Origin of the sequence: Bradyrhizobium forestalis (genome assembly GCF_002795245.1) — a bacterium.
Lineage (GTDB): Bacteria > Pseudomonadota > Alphaproteobacteria > Rhizobiales > Xanthobacteraceae > Bradyrhizobium > Bradyrhizobium forestalis.
Genome location: NZ_PGVG01000004.1, coordinates 277304 through 297273, shown reverse-complemented (window position 1 = coordinate 297273; position 19970 = coordinate 277304). Strand labels below are relative to the sequence as shown.

Annotated in this window: 17 protein-coding genes; 8 read left to right on the top strand and 9 right to left on the bottom strand. The window is 64.9% G+C overall.

What is annotated here, in order from left to right; translation table 11 throughout:
• The first annotated feature begins 49 nt into the window (after positions 1 to 49).
• Together CVM73_RS39085 and CVM73_RS07715 are read left to right on the top strand one after the other, a co-directional pair.
• A complete protein-coding gene (locus CVM73_RS39085; RefSeq protein ID WP_146006571.1) occupies positions 50 to 364 on the top strand; it encodes a hypothetical protein in 315 nt (104 codons plus the stop codon).
• Positions 357 to 914, top strand: a complete 558-nt coding sequence (locus CVM73_RS07715; RefSeq protein WP_100231399.1) for a helix-turn-helix domain-containing protein — start codon at positions 357 to 359, stop codon at positions 912 to 914. The genes CVM73_RS39085 and CVM73_RS07715 overlap by 8 nt, the downstream gene beginning before the upstream one ends.
• Before the next feature lie 21 nt (positions 915 to 935).
• On the opposite strand, the gene CVM73_RS07710 is transcribed toward CVM73_RS07715, so the two are convergent.
• Together CVM73_RS07710 and CVM73_RS07705 are read right to left on the bottom strand one after the other, a co-directional pair.
• Entirely contained in the window at positions 936 to 2138 is a 1203-nt protein-coding gene (locus CVM73_RS07710; protein WP_167406705.1) for a hypothetical protein, read from the bottom strand.
• Between the two features lie 14 nt (positions 2139 to 2152).
• Positions 2153 to 3520, bottom strand: a complete 1368-nt coding sequence (locus CVM73_RS07705) for an APC family permease (protein WP_100231397.1) — start codon at positions 3518 to 3520, stop codon at positions 2153 to 2155.
• A gap of 329 nt (positions 3521 to 3849) precedes the next feature.
• Here CVM73_RS07705 and CVM73_RS07700 point away from each other — a divergent pair, with 329 nt between their 5' ends.
• On the top strand, positions 3850 to 5166 hold the full coding sequence (locus CVM73_RS07700; RefSeq protein WP_100231396.1) for an alpha/beta hydrolase: 1317 nt from the start codon (positions 3850 to 3852) through the stop codon (positions 5164 to 5166).
• A gap of 49 nt (positions 5167 to 5215) precedes the next feature.
• On the opposite strand, the gene CVM73_RS07695 is transcribed toward CVM73_RS07700, so the two are convergent.
• A complete protein-coding gene (locus CVM73_RS07695; RefSeq protein ID WP_100231395.1) occupies positions 5216 to 5593 on the bottom strand; it encodes a hypothetical protein in 378 nt (125 codons plus the stop codon).
• A 90-nt stretch (positions 5594 to 5683) separates the two neighbouring features.
• Entirely contained in the window at positions 5684 to 6859 is a 1176-nt protein-coding gene (locus CVM73_RS07690; RefSeq protein ID WP_100231394.1) for an MFS transporter, read from the bottom strand.
• Positions 6860 to 7044: 185 nt separating this feature from the next.
• Between CVM73_RS07690 and thrS the strand changes: the two genes are divergently transcribed.
• The 3 genes from thrS (at position 7045) to CVM73_RS07675 (ending at position 11075) form a co-directional block, all read left to right on the top strand.
• A complete protein-coding gene (gene thrS / locus CVM73_RS07685) occupies positions 7045 to 9087 on the top strand; it encodes a threonine--tRNA ligase (RefSeq protein ID WP_100231393.1) in 2043 nt (680 codons plus the stop codon).
• 93 nt (positions 9088 to 9180) lie between these two features.
• Positions 9181 to 9744, top strand: a complete 564-nt coding sequence (locus CVM73_RS07680; protein ID WP_167406692.1) for a nitroreductase family protein — start codon at positions 9181 to 9183, stop codon at positions 9742 to 9744.
• A gap of 62 nt (positions 9745 to 9806) precedes the next feature.
• Positions 9807 to 11075: a serine hydrolase domain-containing protein gene (locus tag CVM73_RS07675; RefSeq protein WP_100231391.1), complete on the top strand. Its 1269-nt coding sequence runs from the start codon at positions 9807 to 9809 to the stop codon at positions 11073 to 11075.
• Here the strand turns inward: CVM73_RS07675 and CVM73_RS07670 are convergent.
• From CVM73_RS07670 to CVM73_RS07655, 3 genes are all read right to left on the bottom strand, one after another.
• Positions 11061 to 13523 (bottom strand): putative bifunctional diguanylate cyclase/phosphodiesterase, encoded by a 2463-nt coding sequence (locus CVM73_RS07670; RefSeq protein WP_100231390.1) that lies wholly within the window; start codon positions 13521 to 13523, stop codon positions 11061 to 11063. The genes CVM73_RS07675 and CVM73_RS07670 overlap by 15 nt on opposite strands.
• Positions 13524 to 14532: 1009 nt before the next feature.
• Entirely contained in the window at positions 14533 to 14772 is a 240-nt protein-coding gene (locus tag CVM73_RS40050) for a hypothetical protein (protein WP_245452238.1), read from the bottom strand.
• Between the two features lie 340 nt (positions 14773 to 15112).
• Positions 15113 to 16186, bottom strand: coding sequence for a hypothetical protein (locus CVM73_RS07655; RefSeq protein ID WP_100231389.1), 1074 nt, complete (start codon positions 16184 to 16186; stop codon positions 15113 to 15115).
• A 261-nt stretch (positions 16187 to 16447) separates the two neighbouring features.
• Between CVM73_RS07655 and CVM73_RS07650 the strand changes: the two genes are divergently transcribed.
• Positions 16448 to 17479, top strand: a complete 1032-nt coding sequence (locus CVM73_RS07650) for a patatin-like phospholipase family protein (protein WP_100231388.1) — start codon at positions 16448 to 16450, stop codon at positions 17477 to 17479.
• A gap of 19 nt (positions 17480 to 17498) precedes the next feature.
• Here the strand turns inward: CVM73_RS07650 and CVM73_RS07645 are convergent, their stop codons facing one another.
• Both CVM73_RS07645 and CVM73_RS07640 read right to left on the bottom strand, forming a co-directional pair.
• Positions 17499 to 17927, bottom strand: a complete 429-nt coding sequence (locus CVM73_RS07645; RefSeq protein ID WP_100231387.1) for a CBS domain-containing protein — start codon at positions 17925 to 17927, stop codon at positions 17499 to 17501.
• Positions 17928 to 18116: 189 nt separating this feature from the next.
• Positions 18117 to 18923, bottom strand: coding sequence for a rhomboid family intramembrane serine protease (locus CVM73_RS07640; RefSeq protein WP_208639173.1), 807 nt, complete (start codon positions 18921 to 18923; stop codon positions 18117 to 18119).
• Between the two features lie 300 nt (positions 18924 to 19223).
• On the opposite strand from CVM73_RS07640, the gene CVM73_RS07635 reads away from it, so the two are divergent.
• A complete protein-coding gene (locus CVM73_RS07635; protein ID WP_100231456.1) occupies positions 19224 to 19526 on the top strand; it encodes a GIY-YIG nuclease family protein in 303 nt (100 codons plus the stop codon).
• Positions 19527 to 19970 lie beyond the last annotated feature (444 nt).

Genomic DNA, 19970 nt, shown 5'->3' with positions numbered 1-19970 from the left:
GATCTCTCCAAAAGGTACCGGCGCCAGGGAAAAGCAGTTGGTTCGGTCCGTGACGCCCATCGGCGGCCACGGCGGTAAAATCGATCATGTTTACTATTGGAAATCAACGCCACGGAACGCAGCAAATGCCGTCGATCGCGGCAAAGCCTCAAAAATGCGCCTAAATTCGGCGGATTTCCGCGAAATACCGGTTCACTTGCTCACAATATCCGCGCCTCTGCCTGAAATTTCCGCTCATAAGTTTTCCTTTGGAATACACTTGGCGGCAACCCTGCGCGGCGCCTTGCCGGCCGCCGGGCTGGCAGTCCGGCGCCATCTGTTGCAAAACGGGCCTGAGCAGTCCGGGAGATTCATGCGTGCTTGAGGTCAGCAAAGCCACGGCGGTCGGGGCCAACATCCGCCAGGCGCGGATCGCCAAGGGCCTGACGCTGGACCAGCTTGCGAAACAGAGCGACCTCACGCGCGGCTACATCTCGCTGGTCGAGCGCAATCTCAAGATCCCCTCCCTCGCCGCACTGCTGCGGATGGCCGCCGCGCTCGAGGTCAATGTCGCGAACTTCTTCGACCCGAACGCCGAGCCGGCGCCGCGCTACACGCTGTTCCGCCGCCAGGATGGCAATGTGCCGCTGTTCCAGGACACGTTTGGCGTGGTCCCGTTGGCGACCGGTCGCACCCGCAAGATGATGGAGCCATTTCTGCTGAGCCCGCCGCACAACGCCGCCACGCGGGCCTCGCATGCGGGTGAGGAGCTGCTGTTCGTCATCAACGGCAAGATCGCGATCAAGCTCGATGGCGAAGAGCTCGTCCTCGGAAAGGGGGACTGCCTGTATTTTTCAGGCGAGACGCCGCACGAGGTCAGGAGCCTCGGCCGGCAGAAAGCCGAAGTGCTGGTCGTCGTGGCCCAGACCTCTTGACGCCCGATCTCTGCAAATAGCCTAGCGGAACCAGAAAAAACGTCCCTGTGACGGCGGGACCGGCTCCGGCGGCCGCAGCCGCTTCGGGCGCGGCGGTTTTGGCGGCGGCTCGGCGGATGACGTGGCCTCCGCCTCCGGCGCGGTCTCGCTGCCCGGCACCTGCACCGCCAGCAGCAAATTCGATTCATGCGTCCGCCAGCGGTAACCGACGCCGAAATCGATCGGTTGAGCGCGCGTGAACAGTTCGGCGTAGCGCTGCTGGTAGCGGCCGGGGAATTCGTCGATCGGGCCGAGGTAGCGGCCGAACGGGAAGAACCTCCACTGCCGCGCATTGTAGTTCGCGAGCGGAATGCCGGAATCGTCCTGGATGATGGTGGCGCTGTTGGCGAGCAACCAGTCTCGCACAACGGTGAAATTGCCGGAGTGCAAGAGATAGGACGCGCTCTTGAGCAGGCTGTTGCCGGGCCCGAGCGTCTCGCAGAACTTCAGGAAGCCCGTCGCGCGCGCGCCGGAATTGGAGAGATCGGTCGAGAAATAGTACAGCGTGCGCGCTTCGCCATTGCTGCCCGCAAAGGTGATGCGGACGCCGCGCGTCGCGTTCCGCCCCGGATTGTCGTCGCCGACATGCACCCCACCCTTGTCGTCGAGCGCGACCATCTCGACATTGCGGATGGTCTTGCCGGAGCGGGCGAGGAAGACATAGAGGATCGGCAAGGTGCCGTTGACCTGGTTGGTGTGCAGGTCGACCTTCATCTGCTTGGTGATGAAGAAGGAGAAGCTCAGGATCGAGCCGAGCGAGCGTTCGACATTGTAGAGCGCGGCGCCGACCGAACCGCGCGGCAGCCGCGTCAGATCGGGCACCGCACCGACCGGCTCCAGCGCGCCGAGCACGTAGGTGCTGGCCTTGGAATAGAAGGCATTGGCGTAGAGGAAATCCGGGCCGCTGAACATGTAGAACATGGTCGGCCGCGGCGCGGCGAGATTGACGTCGGCCCAGCTGCGGATCTTCGAGAGCTGCCGCTGCTCGAGCTGGGCGAAGGCGCCGTCGAAGAATTTGGCGTGACGCTGCCAGCCCGGGTCCTTGGTGAGCGGCACCAGCGGCGAGTCCGCCGAAGGCTGCATACCCGCAAGGAAGCGCGCGGTGTCGTCGAAAGTGACGTCCGCGGCATGCGTGGACGAGACGGCCGCGGCCAGCAGGGCAAGGGCGACGGCCGCAATTCTCATGGGTCGAAACATGTTTATTCGCGGTGTGATGAATTGCCAGCGGCGACCGGCCGCCTGCGGAAAACAGCATAGATCAACAGGCCCGAGAGCATGACGAGCATCCCCGCGAGCGACTGCACCGGCCGCTCGGTCAAGAGGTAGTACATCATGAACGCGGTCACGAGCAGGAAAACGAGCGGCGTGAACGGGTATCCCCAGGCGCGATAGGGCCGCGGCAGGTCGGGATCGGTGATGCGCAGCTTGATGACGCCGGCGACCGTGAAGAACGAGCAGAACAACAGCGCGAACTGGATGAAGTCGAGCACCGCCTCGAAGCTGCGCGTGAACAACAGCAGGTTAGCGACGGCGAGCTGGAACAGAACGGCATAGGCCGGCGCGCCGCTCACCGATCGCTTCGAGAACATGCGCAGGGCCGGAATGTCCTCCCCCATGGTCATCATCACGCGCGGCCCGATCCACATCATCGCACTGATCGAGGAGATCAGGCCGACGCAAATCATGGCGCCGACGATCCGGCCGCCGAGGTTGCCGAAAATGGCGCTGCCGGCGACGCTGGCGACGTCGAGCTGGCCGGCAAGCGCACTCACCGGCGTGGAATAGAGAAACACCGCGTTGAGCGCGACGTACAGCACGAGCACGATCAGCGTGCCCGCGAGCAGCGCGCGCGGCAGGCTCTGCTGCGGCGTGTTCATCTCGCCGATGATATAGGTCGCGGCATTCCAGCCCGAGAACGAATACATCACGAAGACGAGGCCGATCGCGAACGGCGCGCTGACGATGTGCGCGAGGTCGCCCGGCTGCGGCGTGAAGGCGATCGGCTGCGGCACGCCGATGACGAAGCCGGCGACCAGGAAGGCGACGATCAGCATGACCTTGAGGATGGTCGAGATCAGCTGGAAGGTCGAGGAGTGCCTGACGCCGGTCAGTTGCACGAGCGAGACCAGCCATACCACGCCGATGGCCAGCGGGATCGGCGGCGGATCGGGCACGACGGATTTGGCGTATTCGCCGAACGCCATCGCGGCGAGCGCGACGGGCGCTGCAAAGCCGACCGTCGCCGACACCCAGCCGGCGAGGAAGCCGAAGGCCGGATGATAGGTGCGGCCGAGGAAGTTGTACTCGCCGCTCGAGCGCGGAAACATCGCGCCCAATTCGCTGTACGCGAACACCCCACACAGCGCGACGATGCCGCCGACCGTCCAGAGCAGCAGGATCGAGAAGCCGGACGGGATGTCCTTGACCTGGAAGCCGAGGCTGGTGAAGACGCCGACCCCGATCATGTCGGCCACAACGATGGCGGTCGCGACCGGAACGGAGACCCCGGCCCCGCTCCCGGTCAGCCGGCCAGTCCAGGTTGCGGTTCCCGCATCTGATGCCGTCATCGAGGTCCTTAATCTCAGGCGTCTCGCCTCGTGGGGCCCATCGTGCAGTTTGGCCCAGTCAATTCAAGCAGGGTTAACAAGGGCTAAATGAGGCAAGATCAGCAGGTACCAAAACACCGACTAAGCATGCTTTTGGACAATGACGCTGGATTTGCCCGGATTTCCCACTCCCCTTCCCCACAATCAGGACACGATTGCATGGTCCTTTTGAGCGTTCCGGATGTGGGGAAGTTTCTCCGGACGCTTAACGTCGCCTAAACGCCAGTCGGCTCAATTGTCTTAAATACCATGCCGACGGACTTGATGTCGTGGCTTGGGGTCATGGGTGGATGTTCGGGGCCGTTCTGACACTGAGAGCTGACTTTCGTGCCGATCGGACACCGTCCGGTCGGCACGGTCGTGCGCTCCGGGTCGGTCTGATCTCAGGCTTGGTGCCGTTGTCCCTGGCGCTGGTTCAATGCGGCAAGGCGCCCGATCTGGCGGCGAACTCCCAGGCGAACGTCCAGGTCGTCGCCAAGACCAATATCCGACAAGTTGCCAGCGCCGACACATTCGAGGACCGCTTTCCGGCCCCGCAGTTCAGGGAGCGCTTTCCCTCGGCGAGTGAAAGCTTCCTGCAACGGCAGATGTCGGACTTCTCGCCTAAGCGCGCTATTCAGCAACAACCGCCGGAGCAAGCGCCCTACAAGGTGGCGTCGCTCGAGCCGCAAGTCCCCTACAAGCGCCCCGCCCGCGAGGACCTGACGACGCTCGTTAGCATGAAGTCGTCGGCCTTCCCCTATTTCGGCAACAACCCCGCCTCTGACGCGCCCTTCCTCAACATTTCCAAGGGCGACCGCCGCGGACACCGCAGCTATTCCGGTCGCGTGTTCTGGCAGGACGAGACCTACAGCGACAGCCGCGTGCTGGTGCACGTGCCCGAGCATTTCGACGTGCGCAAGCCGGGTGTGATCGTGGTGTTCTTCCACGGCAACGGCGCAACGCTCGAGCGCGACGTCCGCGACCGGCAGATGGTGCCGAAACAGATCACCGATTCCGGCGCCAATGCCATCCTGCTTGCACCCCAAATGGCCGTCGATGCTGCCGATTCCAGCGCCGGCAAGTTCTGGCAACCGGGCGGCTTCAAGCGCTTCATGGCGGAATCGGCCGACCATCTCGCCCGCCTCACCGGCGATCCCGACAGCGCGCGCGCTTTCGCCAACATGCCGATCGTGATCGTCGGCTACAGCGGGGGCTTCCTGCCGACGGCCTGGAGCCTGGAGGTCGGCGGCATCAGCGACCGCGTCCGCGGTGTGGTGCTGCTCGACGCGGTCTACGGCGAAATGGACAAGTTCGCCTCCTGGATCGAGAGCCACCGTTCCGGCTTCTTCGTCAGCGCCTACACCCGCTACACGGCGCGGCGCGACCGCGAGCTGATGAGCATGCTCAGGCAGAAGGGCATCAGCGTCGCCGAGGACATGGATGGGCCGCTCCGTCCAGGCAGTGTGGCGTTCGTCGAGACCGGCGATGGCATCACCCACCGCGATTATGTGACCCGCGCCTGGACGCGGGATCCGCTCAAGGACGTGCTGGTCAAGATGTCGGCGACGCCGGCGCTGGCGCTGACGCGCGTCGCCTCCACCAATCCATCCACATCGGGCCGCTAGGCCGAAATTGCTCAGCTCGATCGGCGACTGAGCCTTGGCCTGACGAATATTAGTTCTTGGGCAGCTTCGGAATGCTCTCGGCAAAGCCGTTGAAGCAGGCCAGCCGCTCATCCTCTTCCTTGAAGAAACGGCAATCGGCGTAGCCCTTGGCCTTCGCCGGCTTCGGCTTCGGCGCCGGCGGGATCACGGCATCGTAGCAGTTGAGGCGATCCTTGGTGCCATCATCGATCTCGAGGCAGGCCTGGAGCCGAACGGCGACCGACTGCGGCTTGCCCTTCGCCGCCGCGGCCGGCTTGGCCGCAGCCTCTTTGGTCCCCTTGGGCTTGACCTGCACCAGCGGCTTGTCCCCCACCATCGGTGGCTTGTCGGCTTGCGCAAACGCGGAGGCTGAATAGAGCACCGCGGCAACCGCCAGAATCATCCTCATTTTAGTCCACTCTCTTTGGTCCCCATGACCGGCCTTCTAGCGCTCCCGCGCGCGGTTTGCCAAGCACCTTGCTTACACCAAGCGCGGGATTCAGGCCGTGGCGGCAACCGCCGGCCGGGGCCGGGTCAGCACCACCAGGATCAGCGCCAGCACGACGAAACCGACTGCGACGAACCCCAGTGTATGCAGGAGCTCGCGGGCGAACAGCAGTCCGCCGACGGCAGAGCCGATTGCCTGGCCGATATAGAGGACGGAGGTATTGAGGGCGACGGTGGCTGGTGCCAGCGGCGGCGCGGCCGCGACCAGCCGCACCTGCTGCATCGAATTGGTCGAGGCAAAGCCAAGGCCCCAGATCGCGACCGCGCCCGCCATCCAGACGAGCGAGCCGGCGCCGAGCGCCCAGCCGGTCATCCCGGCAAGCAGCAGGCAGGTGAACAGCAACGAGGTGCGATAGGGCCCCGAGGTGTCGACGATGCGGGTCGCAATGACAACGCCAAGGAAGCCGCAGACCCCGTAAAGCGCGAACACCATGCCGATCGCATCGGGCCCGGCGCCGGTGAGCTTGTTGAGCAGCGGGCCCATATAGGTGAACACGACGAACTGTCCCGACATTTGCAGCATCGTGATCGCAAGCAGCAGCAGGATCGTCCTGCTCCGGCCGACCGCGGCCCATGTCTTCAGATCCACCGGTGCACCCTTCAGGCCCGCCGGTAGACGCAGCAGCAACAGCAGGAAGCTGATGCAGCCCAGCGCGCCGATCCCGCCATAGGCCGCGCGCCAGCCATAGCGGCTGGCAATGAAGGTGATCAGCGGCAGGCCGACGGCGGCTGCCAACGACCAGCCGAGGAAAATGTACGCAATGGTGCTGCCGCGCCGCCCCGCCGGCACGATCAGCGCCGCCGTGCCGGCCGCCTGCGGCGTATAGAGCGCGCCGACCGCGAGCATCCCCAAGCGGATGACGAGGAGCCTCGTGTAGTCGGGCGCGAAGGCCGAGGCGAGATTGCCAAGCGCGAGCACCGCCAGCGTCGTCGCAAGCAGCGTCCGCCGTTCGATGCGGCTGGTGAGCCAGGCCGTCAGCGGCGAGCCGATGCACAGCGTGACGGCACCGAAAGTGATGAGGAGCCCTGCCGCATGGATGCTGACGTCGAGCCCCGTCGCCAATTCCGGCAGCATGCCGGCCGGCGCCAGCACCGAGCAGCCGGTGACGAGATTGCCGAGCATCAGGGCGGTGGGGGCGAAACGGCCGGCGGCGGGGGCATTTTCCATGCAAACGCATGTAGCGGCGGCTTGTGATGAGTTAAAGGGTACAACGCCAAATAGTTGGGGCTGCGCCCCCGGTTTTGCGCGCCACTTTCTTGGAAATGCCGGATTGCGCAGGCCGAATCGCCTGATATATCGCTCGTTCCCGCTTACCTGCGCTCGTTCGCAGGAGTGAGCCTCAGGAGAAAGCAATGACCGACCAGCCCAAATCCGAGTCCGGCTTCCAGTACAGCCTCTCCAATCTGAAGCCCGTGACCCCCGCTCCCAAAGTCACCCTCACCTTCCCCGACGGCGCTCAGCGCCAGTTCGACAAGGGCATCACCGGCCTCGACATCGCCAAGGGCATCTCGCCGTCGCTGGCCAAGCGCACGGTTGCGATGGCGCTCGACGGCGCACTCGCCGATCTCAACGATCCCATCGACGCCGACGCCAAGATCGAGCTGGTCAATCGCGACGACCCGCGCGCGCTGGAATTGATCCGCCACGACTGCGCGCACGTGCTGGCCGAAGCCGTGCAGACGCTGTGGCCGGGCACCCAGGTCACCATCGGTCCGGTGATCGAGAACGGCTTCTACTACGACTTCTTCCGCAACGAGCCGTTCACGCCGGAAGACTTTGCCGCGATCGAGAAGAAGATGCGCGAGATCATCGCGCGCGACAAACCCTTCACCAAGGAAGTCTGGGACCGCGAAAAGACCAAGCAGGTGTTCCGCGACAAGGGCGAGGCCTTCAAGGTCGAGCTGGTCGACGCCATTCCCGGCACCGAGCCGATCAAGATCTACTACCAGGGCGACTGGTTCGATCTCTGCCGCGGCCCGCACATGACCTCGACCGGCAAGGTCGGCAACGCCTTCAAGCTGATGAAGGTTGCCGGCGCCTATTGGCGTGGCGACAGCAACAACCCGATGCTGACGCGCATCTACGGCACGGCCTTCGCCAAGCAGGAGGACCTCGACGCTTATCTCAAGCAGATCGAGGAAGCCGAGAAGCGCGACCATCGCAAGCTCGGGCGCGAGCTCGACCTCTTCCACTTCCAGGAGGAAGGTCCGGGCGTCGTGTTCTGGCATCCGAAGGGCTGGACCATCTTCCAGCAGCTGATCGCCTATATGCGCCGGCGCCTCTCCGGCGACTACAACGAGGTCAACGCGCCGCAGATCCTCGACAAGGTCTTGTGGGAGACCTCGGGCCATTGGGGCTGGTATCGCGAGAACATGTTCGCGGCGCAATCGGCCGGCGACGAGGCCGAGGACAAGCGCTGGTTTGCGCTGAAGCCGATGAACTGCCCGGGCCACGTCCAGATCTTCAAGCATGGCCTGAAGAGCTATCGCGACCTTCCCTTGCGCCTCGCCGAGTTCGGCGTGGTGCACCGCTACGAGCCCTCCGGCGCCATGCACGGCCTGATGCGCGTGCGCGGCTTCACCCAGGACGACGCGCACATCTTCTGCACCGAGGACCAACTCGCCGATGAATGCCTGAAGATCAACGATCTCATCCTGTCGACCTACGCGGACTTCGGCTTCACCGGCGATCTCACGGTCAAGCTGTCGACCCGGCCGGATAAACGCGTCGGCACGGATGCGATGTGGGATCACGCCGAACGGGTGATGGCGACCGTGCTGCGCGAGATCCAGTCGCAGAACAATCACATCAAGACCGAGATCAACCCCGGCGAAGGCGCCTTCTACGGGCCGAAGTTCGAATATGTTCTGCGCGATGCCATCGGCCGCGACTGGCAGTGCGGAACCACGCAGGTCGACTTCAACCTGCCGGAGCGGTTCGGCGCGTTCTACATCGACCATGACGGCGGCAAGAAGCCGCCCGTGATGGTGCACCGCGCGATCTGCGGCTCGATGGAGCGCTATATCGGCATCCTGATCGAGCACTATGCCGGCAACTTCCCGCTCTGGCTCTCGCCGGTGCAGGCGGTGGTCACGACCATCACCTCGGAAGGCGACGAATACGCCAAGGTGGTGCTGGAGCAGGCGCGGCGCGCAGGGCTTCGGGTCGAGATCGACCTGCGCAACGAAAAGATCAACTACAAGGTCCGCGAGCATTCGCTGGCCAAGATCCCGGCGCTGCTCGTGGTCGGCAAGAAAGAGGCCGAGACGCATTCGGTCTCGGTCCGCCGCCTCGGCAGCGACGGCCAGAAGGTGATGACGACCGCCGAGGCGATCGCCGCCCTGGTCGACGAGGCCACTCCGCCGGATGTCCGACGGGCGCGGGGCGCCGTCTGATCCCTGAAATCGATCTAAATTCGCTTCCGGTTGCGGGCGTGCATGCCTATCTCGGCATGGCACGCCCGACGACCAGCCGAAGAGGATATCCCCGTGCCCGACGCCATCGAACTCCTGAAGACCCGCCGCTCGGTCAAGCCGCGCGAGATGACTGGCCCCGGCCCCTCGCCGGCCGAGCTCGAGACGATCCTCACCATCGGGGCGCGCGTGCCCGATCACGGCAAGCTCACGCCCTGGCGCTTCATCGTCTTCGAGGGTGACGGCCGCCAGCGTGCCGGCGAGGTCATCGCGAGGGTCTTCGCCCGGAAGAATCCGGGCGCACCGGCGGCCGACGTCGAGGTCGAGCGCAAGCGCCTGATGGACGCGCCATTGGTGATCGGCATCGTCAGCTTCACCAGGCCGCATCCGAAGGTGCCGGCGTTCGAGCAGGAGTTGTCGGCGGGCGCCAGCGCCATGAACATCGTCACGGCCGCCACCGCGCTCGGCTACGGCGCCTGCTGGCTGACCGGCTGGTTCGCCTTCGACCGCGACGTGCTTGACGGCCTCGGCCTCAAGCCGGACGAGAAGCTCGCCGGCTTCGTCCATATCGGCACGCCGACCAAACCGAGCGAGGACCGTCCGCGACCGTTCCTTTCGGAAATTGTGACGCGTTTTTAGTCGAAGTCGTGTTGACGCTCTGAATATCTTGCGGCTTTGATCCCGCCGAGGGAGGAGCCCGGATGCGACGGCGTGAATTTCTGCTCGGAGCCGCGATGCTCGCCGGCGCAATGACGCGAGGCCGCGCCGCCGACATTCCCGCCCCCTCGTCCGAGGGGCTCGACCGCATCACGGCGTATTTCGACAACGAGGTGGCAAGCGGCCGGTTGCCGGGCGCGGTGATCCTGGTCCAGCAGCACGGCAAGCCGGTCTATCTGAAGTGCTTCGGCGTGCGCGACACCAGGACCGGCCTCGCCATGACGCCGGACACGATCTTCGCCATCCACTCCATGACCAAGCCGATCACATGCCTTGGCGCGATGATGCTGATCGCCGAGGGCAAGCTTGCGCTCACCGATCCCGTGTCGAAATACATCCCGCTCTTTGCCAAGACCAAGGTGGGCCTCGAGGTCACCGAGCCGGACGGCAAGCTGGAGCTTGACCTCGTGCCACCGGTCCGTCCTGTCAACATCGAGGATCTGCTGCGGCACACCTCTGGCATCAGCTACGATTATATCGGCGGCAAATGGGTCGAGCAGGCCTACAAGGCCGCCGACATCTTCGAAGGCCAATTCAACAACAGGGAATTCGCCGATCGCATCGCCAGGCTGCCGCTGGCGCGGCAGCCGGGAACGCTGTGGCGCTACGGCCATTCCACCGACGTGCTCGGCAGCATCATCGAGATCATCTCGGGCCAGACGCTGTATCAGTACCTGAAACAGCGCATCTTCGACCCGCTCGGCATGAACAGCACCAAATTTGTGCTCGCGACGGAGGACGAGCTGGCGCGGATGGCGCGGCCGCTGCCGAACGATTTCATCCTGCTCGCCGGCGAGCGCGAGCGCCTCGATCATCCCGAATGGCAGTCCGGCGGCGGCGGCCTGCTCTCGACCATCACCGACTATCAGCGCTTCTCGCAGATGCTGCTCAACGGCGGCGAGTTCGCAGGCAGGCGCTACCTCAGCCCGGCCGCGTTCAAGGCCATGACGACCGACCACATCGGGCCGGGCTCCGGCGTCGGACGCGACTATTTCTATTTCCCGGGCGACGGCTTCGGCTATGGCTACGGCCTTGCGGTGCGGACCGATCCCGGCAACGCCAAACCGCCGCCACCGGGCTCGCTCGGCGAATTGAAATGGGATTCAGGGAGCGGCACCTATTTCGGCGTCGATCCCAAGCTCGACATGGTCTACCTCATGATGCAACAGACCCAGAACGAGCGCAGCCGCATCACGCCCGCGTTCAAGGCACTGGTCTACGACTGCTATCCGCCCGCACTACGCCGCCCGTGAGGTGCGCTGACCGAAATCGGCGAGCAGCTTTCCGATCTCGGCCGCGGGCCGCGCGGCGCTGAACAGAAATCCCTGCACCTCGTTGCAGCCTTCGGCACGCAGCCAGTCGAGCTGATCCTCGGTTTCCACGCCCTCGGCGGTCGTGGGGATGTTGAGGCTGCGGCCGAGCCCGGAGATCGCGCGCACGATCGCGCCGCAGTCGGGCCGCTGCGCCAGATCCTTGACGAAGGAACGGTCGATCTTGATCTTGTCGAAGGGAAAGCTGCGGAGATAGCTCAGGCTGGAATAGCCGGTGCCGAAATCGTCCATGGAAATGCCGACGCCGAGCTCGCGCAATTGATGCAGGATGGCGAGATTGGCATCGGTCTCCGCCAGAAAGATCGATTCGGTGATCTCGAGCTCGAGCCGCTTCGGCGACAGGCCGGACTGCGCCAGGGCCGAGATCACGACCTGAACCAGGTTGCGGCTGCGGAATTGCGCCGGCGACAGATTGACCGCGACCTTGACGTCGACAGGCCATTTGACGGCCTCGGCGCAGGCTTCGCGCAGCACCCACTCGCCGAGCTGAATGATGAGGCCGATGTCCTCGGCAACAGGGATGAACTCCGCCGGCGAGATCATGCCCTTGTCCGGATGACGCCAGCGCAGCAGCGACTCGAAGCCGGAGATGCGGTCGGAGGCGATCGACACCAGCGGCTGATAGTGCAGCTCGAACTCGCCATTGGCGAATGCGCGGCGCAGATCGAGCTCCATGTCACGGCGCCTCTGCGCCTGGAGGTCCATCTCACGCTCGAAGAAGTGGTGCACGCCACCGCCCTCGGACTTCGCCCGATACAGCGCCATGTCGGCATTGCGCATCAACTCTTCCGGCGTCGTGCCGTCGCCCGGCGACAGCGCGATGCCGATGCTGGCGCCGATCACCATCTCCTGTCCGTCGAGATCATAAGGGGCCTTCACCATGTCGATCAGCAGGCTCGCGCAGGCGCTGGCCTCGTTCGGCGAGACGTCGGCGGCCAAAATGACGGCGAACTCGTCACCACCAAGCCGCGCCGCGAGATTGGCGCCGCGGACCGCGATGGTCAGGCGCTCGGCGACCTGCTTCAGCAGGCGGTCGCCGACCGGATGACCGAAGGAATCGTTGATGTTCTTGAAGAGGTCGAGATCGATGTAGAGCACGCCGACCCGCTTTCCCCCGGCCTGGCCCAGCGCCTGCTTCAGACGCTCCTGGAAGTGCTCGCGGTTCGGCAGGTCGGTGAGCCCGTCATGGTGCGCCATATGGGCGATGCGGGCCTCGGCCTTGCGGCGCTCGGTGATGTCGACCACCGCCACCAGGTAGCCGTCGCGATCGTCGAAGGCGACGCGGCGGCCGAAGGTGAGCACCTCGATCTCGCTGCCGTCGGCGCGTAAGTGCCGCCAGTTGCGCGAGGAGTGATAGGCGTCGCCGACGCGCTCCAGCGCCTCGGCGTGGCTGTCCCACTCGTCCTCCGGCCAGATCTCGTGCAGCTTCATGCGCAGGAAGGTGGCGCGGCTGTAGCCGTAATGCTGGACCGCGGCGTCGTTGACGCTGAGGAACTCCTTGGTCTCTGCGTCGAACACCCACATCGGCATCGGGTTGTTGTCGAACAGCAGGCGGAACGAGGCATCGCGCCGCTTCAATGCGGTGACATCGGAGATCGTCAGCGAGACCACGTCGGCGAAGGCGGTGGCGCTGAGCCTGAGGTAGCGGGCCTCGCTCTCGATCTCGAGCTGCTCGCCGCGGCCGCCCGAGACGGCCTTGAGCAGGAATTCCATCACCTCGGGCGAGGCCAGCAGCGTGCTGCCCTCGCCGATCCGCCGCCACAACAGGCTTCCGCTCGCAACCTTCAGCAACTCGCCCGCGCTTCTGTTGTGATGCACGACCTGAAGATCGAACGGCTTGCCGCCGGCATCGCGCAGCGTCGCCAGGGAGACCACCGCGTCGTCGGTCGAGGAAAAGATGGCGTCGAGGAGATTGTATTGCGCGCCGCGCTCGTTGACATAGGCGCCGACCAGCGTCGCGCCCCAGCGGGAGGACGTCGGCAGCGCCAGCACGTCATAGGTCCTGACCATGCCGTCGCGTACGCAATGCGCGCTCGCCTGGTGCGGCCGTCCGGTCGCAAGCGCGCTCCCCGCCGCTTCCGACAGCGCCGTGGCGCAGTCCGGCGACAGCTCGGCGACGGGAATGTCCCAGCGCTCCTCGCCGAGCCATTTCTGCACGTAACGTCCGCTGCGCGACAGCTCGAGCACACCGTCGTTCTTCAAGAGCGCGATGTGGTCGGCGAGCCGTCCGAGGCTGCCGAGCATCACGTCCTCGTAGCGCGGCAGCCGCTCGCCCGGCTTCAACGCCGCACGCCATTTGCGCTGAAGCACCGGGATGTCGTCGAACATTTCGGCGGCCGGTTTTCCCGGCATCTTCTTCGCGGCAGTCATTGCAGTCCCCAACGCACTTTCCCGGAGCATCCAATGCAGGCGCGCTTAACGACATGTAAAAAGCGCGCAGGCGCGGGTTCCATTCAGCGATTATGACAGTTTTAAGTCAGGTGTTGGTTAGTGGGCGTTAGAGACTATGACGGTTGTGCAAAGGCGGTGCTCTCGTGTCCAGGACGCGACGTAACGCGCAAGCGTTGCGGCTCAGAGCCGGGACCCAGCAGGCTACGTCGCTCGCTGCTGCATGGGCCCCGGCTCTGCAGCGCATCGTCAAAGAGACGCTGCGCTGCGTCCGGGGCACGAAAGCGTTGATGAATGGGTGCATGGGATCGCATTCTCGCGGCTCATCTCGCCCGAGCTTTGCATCGTGACCTCACCCCCAGTGAAAGAGGGCGCAGGGAAGACCTGGTGCCGGCCGGGCACCCACGGTCCACTGTGCGAAAGGTGACAACAAGAATCTTGCACAGCGGCATACAGGTGAAGCCAAGCATCCGGCCTTCCCTGCGCAGTGGTTTTACGGCTTATGTCGTGCTCTCCTCGGAGAGCGATGCACTATTGCCCCCGTCGCCTTGCGGATGGCTGATGCACGTGCCCGGTCGGGCCGCCACATCACCGCAACACTTGGCGCACAGACCCCGGGCGCCAGGACCACACGATTTTGCCGTACGCGAACCGCACCTGTCGTTGGCACGAGGTCTTCGCTCACGGTCGCCCGCCCTGCGAAGCTTTTCGCGCCGGTGCAACTCACGTCCACCGCCGCCCGACCCGCGTTCGTGACGATCGCGATACGCCCCTCTTCCTTGGGCCGGGTTGCGGCGAGACATACGTTATTTCCGAATTTCGGTAAAGGAGAATGTTTTCGACGGCAGGCATTGACCCATCGCTGGCGTGTTTTGCCCGACAGGCAACGCAAGGTCTTGTAGCCCGGATGTGCGAAGCGACATCCGGGATCGCGGCACGAGCTGTCCCGGGTATCGCTCCGCTCACCTGGGCTACGCAGCCATAAACGCCGCTAGTCCTCGCTGGACGCCGCCGAGCGGTTGCGCAAATGGGCTTGGGACAACAGGAAGAACAACGCGCGCTCGCCTTGATATTTGGCAGACGGCCGGGTGCGCTCGAAGCCATCGGCAAATATCTTGCCGGACTGGTCGCACACTTGCCATCGCCAGCCAAACCGCTTGCGCCTGGTGAGGATCACTTCGAACATGCCGACGAGCCTGGTCCCCTGCTCCGTGCCGGTCTCGCAAGGCATGCGCCTGCTCCGGCCTCCCCCGTTAGACGGACGCCCGACATATAGCGCAGCAGGACGGAAAGAGAATAAGATTGATTATCGGAAATCCGTATCTTCCACCGGTCGCGGGGGCAGGCGCGCCGCCTCTGGAATGAGCCGATGCCACCGGTGTTTCCCGGCCCCAAGAGGCAACCGGTGGCGCTGGCCAGTATTCAAGGCAGAACACAGGAGCTGGTGGGCAAGAGCAGTTGCCTGGCAGCACCGATGCCAAAGGCGGCGGTATTGGGAGAAGTACACCCGTGCGCGCGATGAGAATTGTCGTGCCGAGCGCCTCGCTGCGGGCAGCACCGCCGCCCGGGCCTTAGCGCGCCACCACTTCGACTTCGCCGTCGACGCCGTTGACGACGTTGAAACCGCGCTCGTAGACCTTGCCCTCGTTCTTGGCGATGGCGCGGTATTCGCCTTCGGACAGCACGACACGCGGGAAGGCGCCGATCGATTCCTTGATGACGTCGCCGCCCGGGGTCAGCACCGACCAGGCGGTGTTGGCGAGCGCCTCGCCGCCCCTGTCGCTGACCAGCTTGAGCGTGATGACGGCGGCGCGGTGGGTGATGGTGACGTCGGTGAGCTTGCCGGCCTGAACGCGAATGTCGGAACGCACCACCGAATTGGCGTCGCCATAGTTGGAGACGATGTAGTAGGTGCCCTCCGGGATCAGCACGACGTCGCCGGCGGAGACGTTGGGCACCAGCGAGGCGCGCTCGCCGGATTCGAACTGGCTGCCCTTGTAGATCGCGAACGAGATCTGGTTCTGCGGAATGCGGCTGGTGCCGACCCGGCCCTCGATGCGCAGGCCGCCGGCCGGCAGCACGAAGGATTCGCGGTCGGTCTCGGCCTTCAGGCTGACGGTGCGCACCGCGCTGACGAGGCCGAAGGCGACGTGGACGACGTAGTTGCCGGGCGGCAGCACGATGTTGGGCGTGGCACTGCGATCTTCACGGATCAGCTTGAAGGTGCCGTTCTCGTCGGGACGGTCGGCGAACACGCGCCAGACCAGGCCGCTGGTGATCGGGGCTGAGTCCTTGCCGTATTTCGCCGTCAGCGACAGCACACCCTGCCCGGGCACAGCCGCATTCAGCGGCGCGGCCGGCGGCACGGTCGTGACAGCCGGCGGCGGCATGCTGGGCGTAGCGGGCTGCATCAGCGTCGGCGGCAGGCTTGGGGGTCCCGCGCCCGGCCCGGAGGGCGGTGCCAGATTGATGGCGTTGCCGGGGTCGGGCACCGATGCCGGCGGCACCGGCGGCGGGCGATCGGAGAAAAGCTGCGCCTGCGCAGCATTTTGGCCCGGGGTCACGAGACACGCGGCAAGGATCAGCGCCGGCAGCAGCCTGCCGCTGCGCCGCCATCCGATGATGCCGTCACCCCCGCGTGTCATGTTCCCTGCTTTTCACCGAAAACGCGGCAAATTCAAGCCTCTAAAACCCCAAGAAATACGACCTCGCTTGCGGCCCCTCCTTCCCTGGAACCGGGTTGACGCCTGCGCGATTATCCCTGGAGCAACCGTCCATCGCCATACTCCTGCCCTGTGCGCTTCCCAAAGCAGCATAAACCATGCTTCGCCCCTGAGATGGCGGAGGTCAGGAACGGTCCCTAGTCTGGTGGTTGGTTGGGGCTGGCCCGGCGTAGGAGAGTTTCGGTGCTGGACATCTTGAAAGGTCGGAGCGCGAACGGCTCGAACGGCGAGAAGGTTGGTCTCGGCAGCATCCGCCGGCCGGTCATTGGCCTTGCGCTCGGCGGCGGCGCGGCGCGCGGCTTTGCCCATATCGGCATCCTGAAGACCTTGCTCAGCAACGGCATCGTGCCCGATGTCGTGGTCGGAACGTCAATTGGCGCCGTGGTCGGCGGGGCCTATGCGACCGGCCAGCTCGACACGTTCGAAGAATGGGGCCGCAGCCTGCAAGGCATGCGCAACATCCTCGGCTATCTCGACATCCGCCTCAACGGCTCGGGCCTGATCGGCGGCGAGAAGCTGGCAACCCGGCTGGAAGAGGCGATCGGCCAGACCCTGATCGAAGACCTGCCAGTCAAGTTCGCGACCGTCGCGACCGAAGTCCGTACCGGCCATGAGATCTGGCTGACCCGCGGCCGCGTGGTCGACGCGATGCGCGCCTCCTATGCCCTGCCCGGCATCTTCTCGCCCGTGCTGATCGGCGACCGCTGGCTGGTCGACGGCGCGCTGGTCAATCCGGTGCCGGTCTCGGCCGCGCGCGCGCTCGGCGCCGAAATCGTCATTGCGGCAAACCTTTCCAGCGACATCTTCACCCATTCCACGACGATCTATTCGCACGGCGCGATGCCCACACCGGTCGCGCCGGTGGCCGAGGAAACAGCGACCGCCAAGCGGCGCTTCCCGCGGCTCTTCTCGCCCGAGAGGACCATGAAGCGTGAGTTCTTCGGCGGCGGCGGACGGCCCGGCATCTCCTCGGTGATGGTCGATGCGTTCAACATCATGCAGGACCGCATCACCCGCGCCCGCCTCGCCGGCGATCCGCCCGACATGCTGATCACGCCCCGGGTCGGGCAGTTCGGCTGGTTCGACTTCCACCGCGCCGAGGATCTGATCGCGCACGGCGTACGCGCCACAGAGCGTGCGTTGGACTCGATCCAGGAAGCGATCCACGTGCTGGCGCCGCCGCCCGAGGGCGCCGCGCCCAAGGCCGCGGAGTAAGGCCGCGGAGTAAGGCCGGTCAGGCGGTCTTGATGTAGTCGCGCAGGGCTTCCTGTTCGGCCTCGTATTCCTCGACCCGGCGCTTGACGACGTCGCCGATCGAGATCAGGCCCACCACCTTGCCGTTGTCGATCACGGGCAGATGGCGGAACTTGCCCGATGTCATCATCTCCATGAGCTCGGCCACGGTATCGGTCTCCTTGCAGGTCACGACCTTGCGGGTCATCACCTCCGAGACTGGCGCCTCCAGCACGCCAGCGCCGCGCTCGCCGAGCACGCGCACAATGTCGCGCTCCGACAGGACGCCCTCGAGCCGGCTCTGGTTCATCACCAGCACCGCGCCGATCTTCTTCTCACCGAGCAGCTTGATCGCGGCAGCCAGCTTGACGTCTGGCTCGACGCTCACGATCTGGTGGCCCTTGGTGTTGAGAATGGAACGTACCGTCATTGTCGCCTCCCTGAATCGGAGCCGTCCGCCTTGTGGCGGTCCGAACTTGTTCGCGAGTCTTCAACTAACAGTTTCGGCGCGGGTTTCACGCTCGCGCGCTTTGCGAAGCATCGCCGCTAGCGGCTTGCAGCTTCGCAACATTCTTCTTGGGAATGATGGATGAATTCGGGCCGCGCCGCAAGCACAGCTTCAAGCACGGTCGGAAACGTCCCGTGATGACGCATCCGCAGCATCGCTTCGCACGCGCGGCACGGGATCGAACAGCGCGAACAGCAGAAGGCCGGCGAAGAAGCCGCCGATATGCGCCTGCCAGGCGACGCTGGTGGTTTCGGCATCGATGCCGATCGCGCCGACGCCGAAGATGATGTTGACGCCGAACCACACCGCGAGGAAGCCGACCACCCGTCCGTCACGCAGCGCGCGCGACAGCGGCAGCGCGGGAACCTTCGCGGCGGTATCGGCATCCGATCGGCTGAACGACAGGAAGCTGCCGCGGACGAAGGCAAAGCGGATCGCGGCGGCCATCGCGCCCGACACCGAGGCCGAAGCGCCGATCATCGGCGCCACCGCATGCTCGTGGGTGATGAGATGGGCGAGCGCGCCGGCCGCCGCCGTCACCGCCAGGAAGACGAAGAACCTGACCGCGCCGAAACGCCGCGCCAGCGCGCTGCCGAACGGCAGCAGCCACAGCACGTTGAAGCCGAGATGGGTGAGATTGGCGTGCAGCAGCGAATAGGTGACGAAAGTCCAGACCTTCGCCCCCGCCCCGCCCGGGATCTGCAGATTGAGCAGCGAGGAATCGTAGCGCTTCGGGATGAAGCCGAAGACGTCGATGGTCCAGTTCTCGAGCTCCGGCGGCAGCAGCACCCGCAGATGGATCAGCGCCAGCAGGGCGATATAGGTGGTCAGCGCCGCCGGCAGCGTCAGGATCGGCTCGCGCGGAGCCTCCTCAACGACGGCCGGCACGTTCGGTGACGAATCTTGCGGGGAATCCAAGGCAGCTTCGCTTTCGGGCGCGATCGGAGCGACGAGACTGGAGATAGTCGCCTTTACCGTCCCTGCGCAAGTGCACAAAAGGAAAAGGCAGCGGTAAACACTCGGTCATTCCGACCGCAGCGACATGGGCCCCGGCTCTGCAGCGCATCACTGAAGAAGTGCTGCGCTGCGTCCGGGGCACCAAGATCTCGTGTCCCGGACAAGGCGCGGCATGAAGTGACCCGCCGCAGAGCCGGGACCCAGATTGGCTGCAAACCCGAATTGTGCAATTTTAGGTGGTTCCACATGCGGGCTTCGCCGATGCACACCGCCTTCTTCGTCTACATCCTCGCAAGCAAACGAAACGGCACCCTCTATATCGGTGTCACCAACGATCTCGCTCGCCGTATGGCCGCACACAAGGCCAAGCTGGTGCCTGGGTTCACGAAACAGTACGGGGTCACTCTGCTCGTCTATTTCGAGACCTATGAGTCTATTCTCGAAGCACGGGCTCGCGAGCACTCGCTGAAGCGCTGGCGGCGTGCCTGGAAGCTGAAGCTGATCGAGGACCTCAACTCGGACTGGCGGGATCTGACGGACGAACTGAGCGCTTTGGCTGGCTGACTGGGTCCCGGCTCTGCAGTGCATCGCTGAGGCGCTGCACTGCGTCCGGGACACATGATCTTCGTGTCCCGGACAAGGCGCGGCACGAAGTGACGCACCGCAGAGCCGGGACCCAGCTCTTCTTGAATTGAGCTCGCAACATGGGCCCCGGCTCTGCAGCGCATCACTGAAGACGTGCTGCGCTGCGTCCGGGGCACGAAGACGGTCCCTGAAAAGGAAAAGGCAGGGCCCTGGGAAAGCCCTGCCTGTCCATGTCGGTCTTCCGGTGGCCGGAGAGATAAGGTGTATCCCCACCCCTCCCCGCGGCCCGTGACCAAACTGTTTGACGCCCCTAAGTACAGGCCCCGCCGAGAACCTGGAGAAAGCGGCGAGGCTTGCGACCGCGGTCACCATAGCAGGCGCGCGGCCGACACAAAGCGCATAGTTAATTTAACGTTAATGACG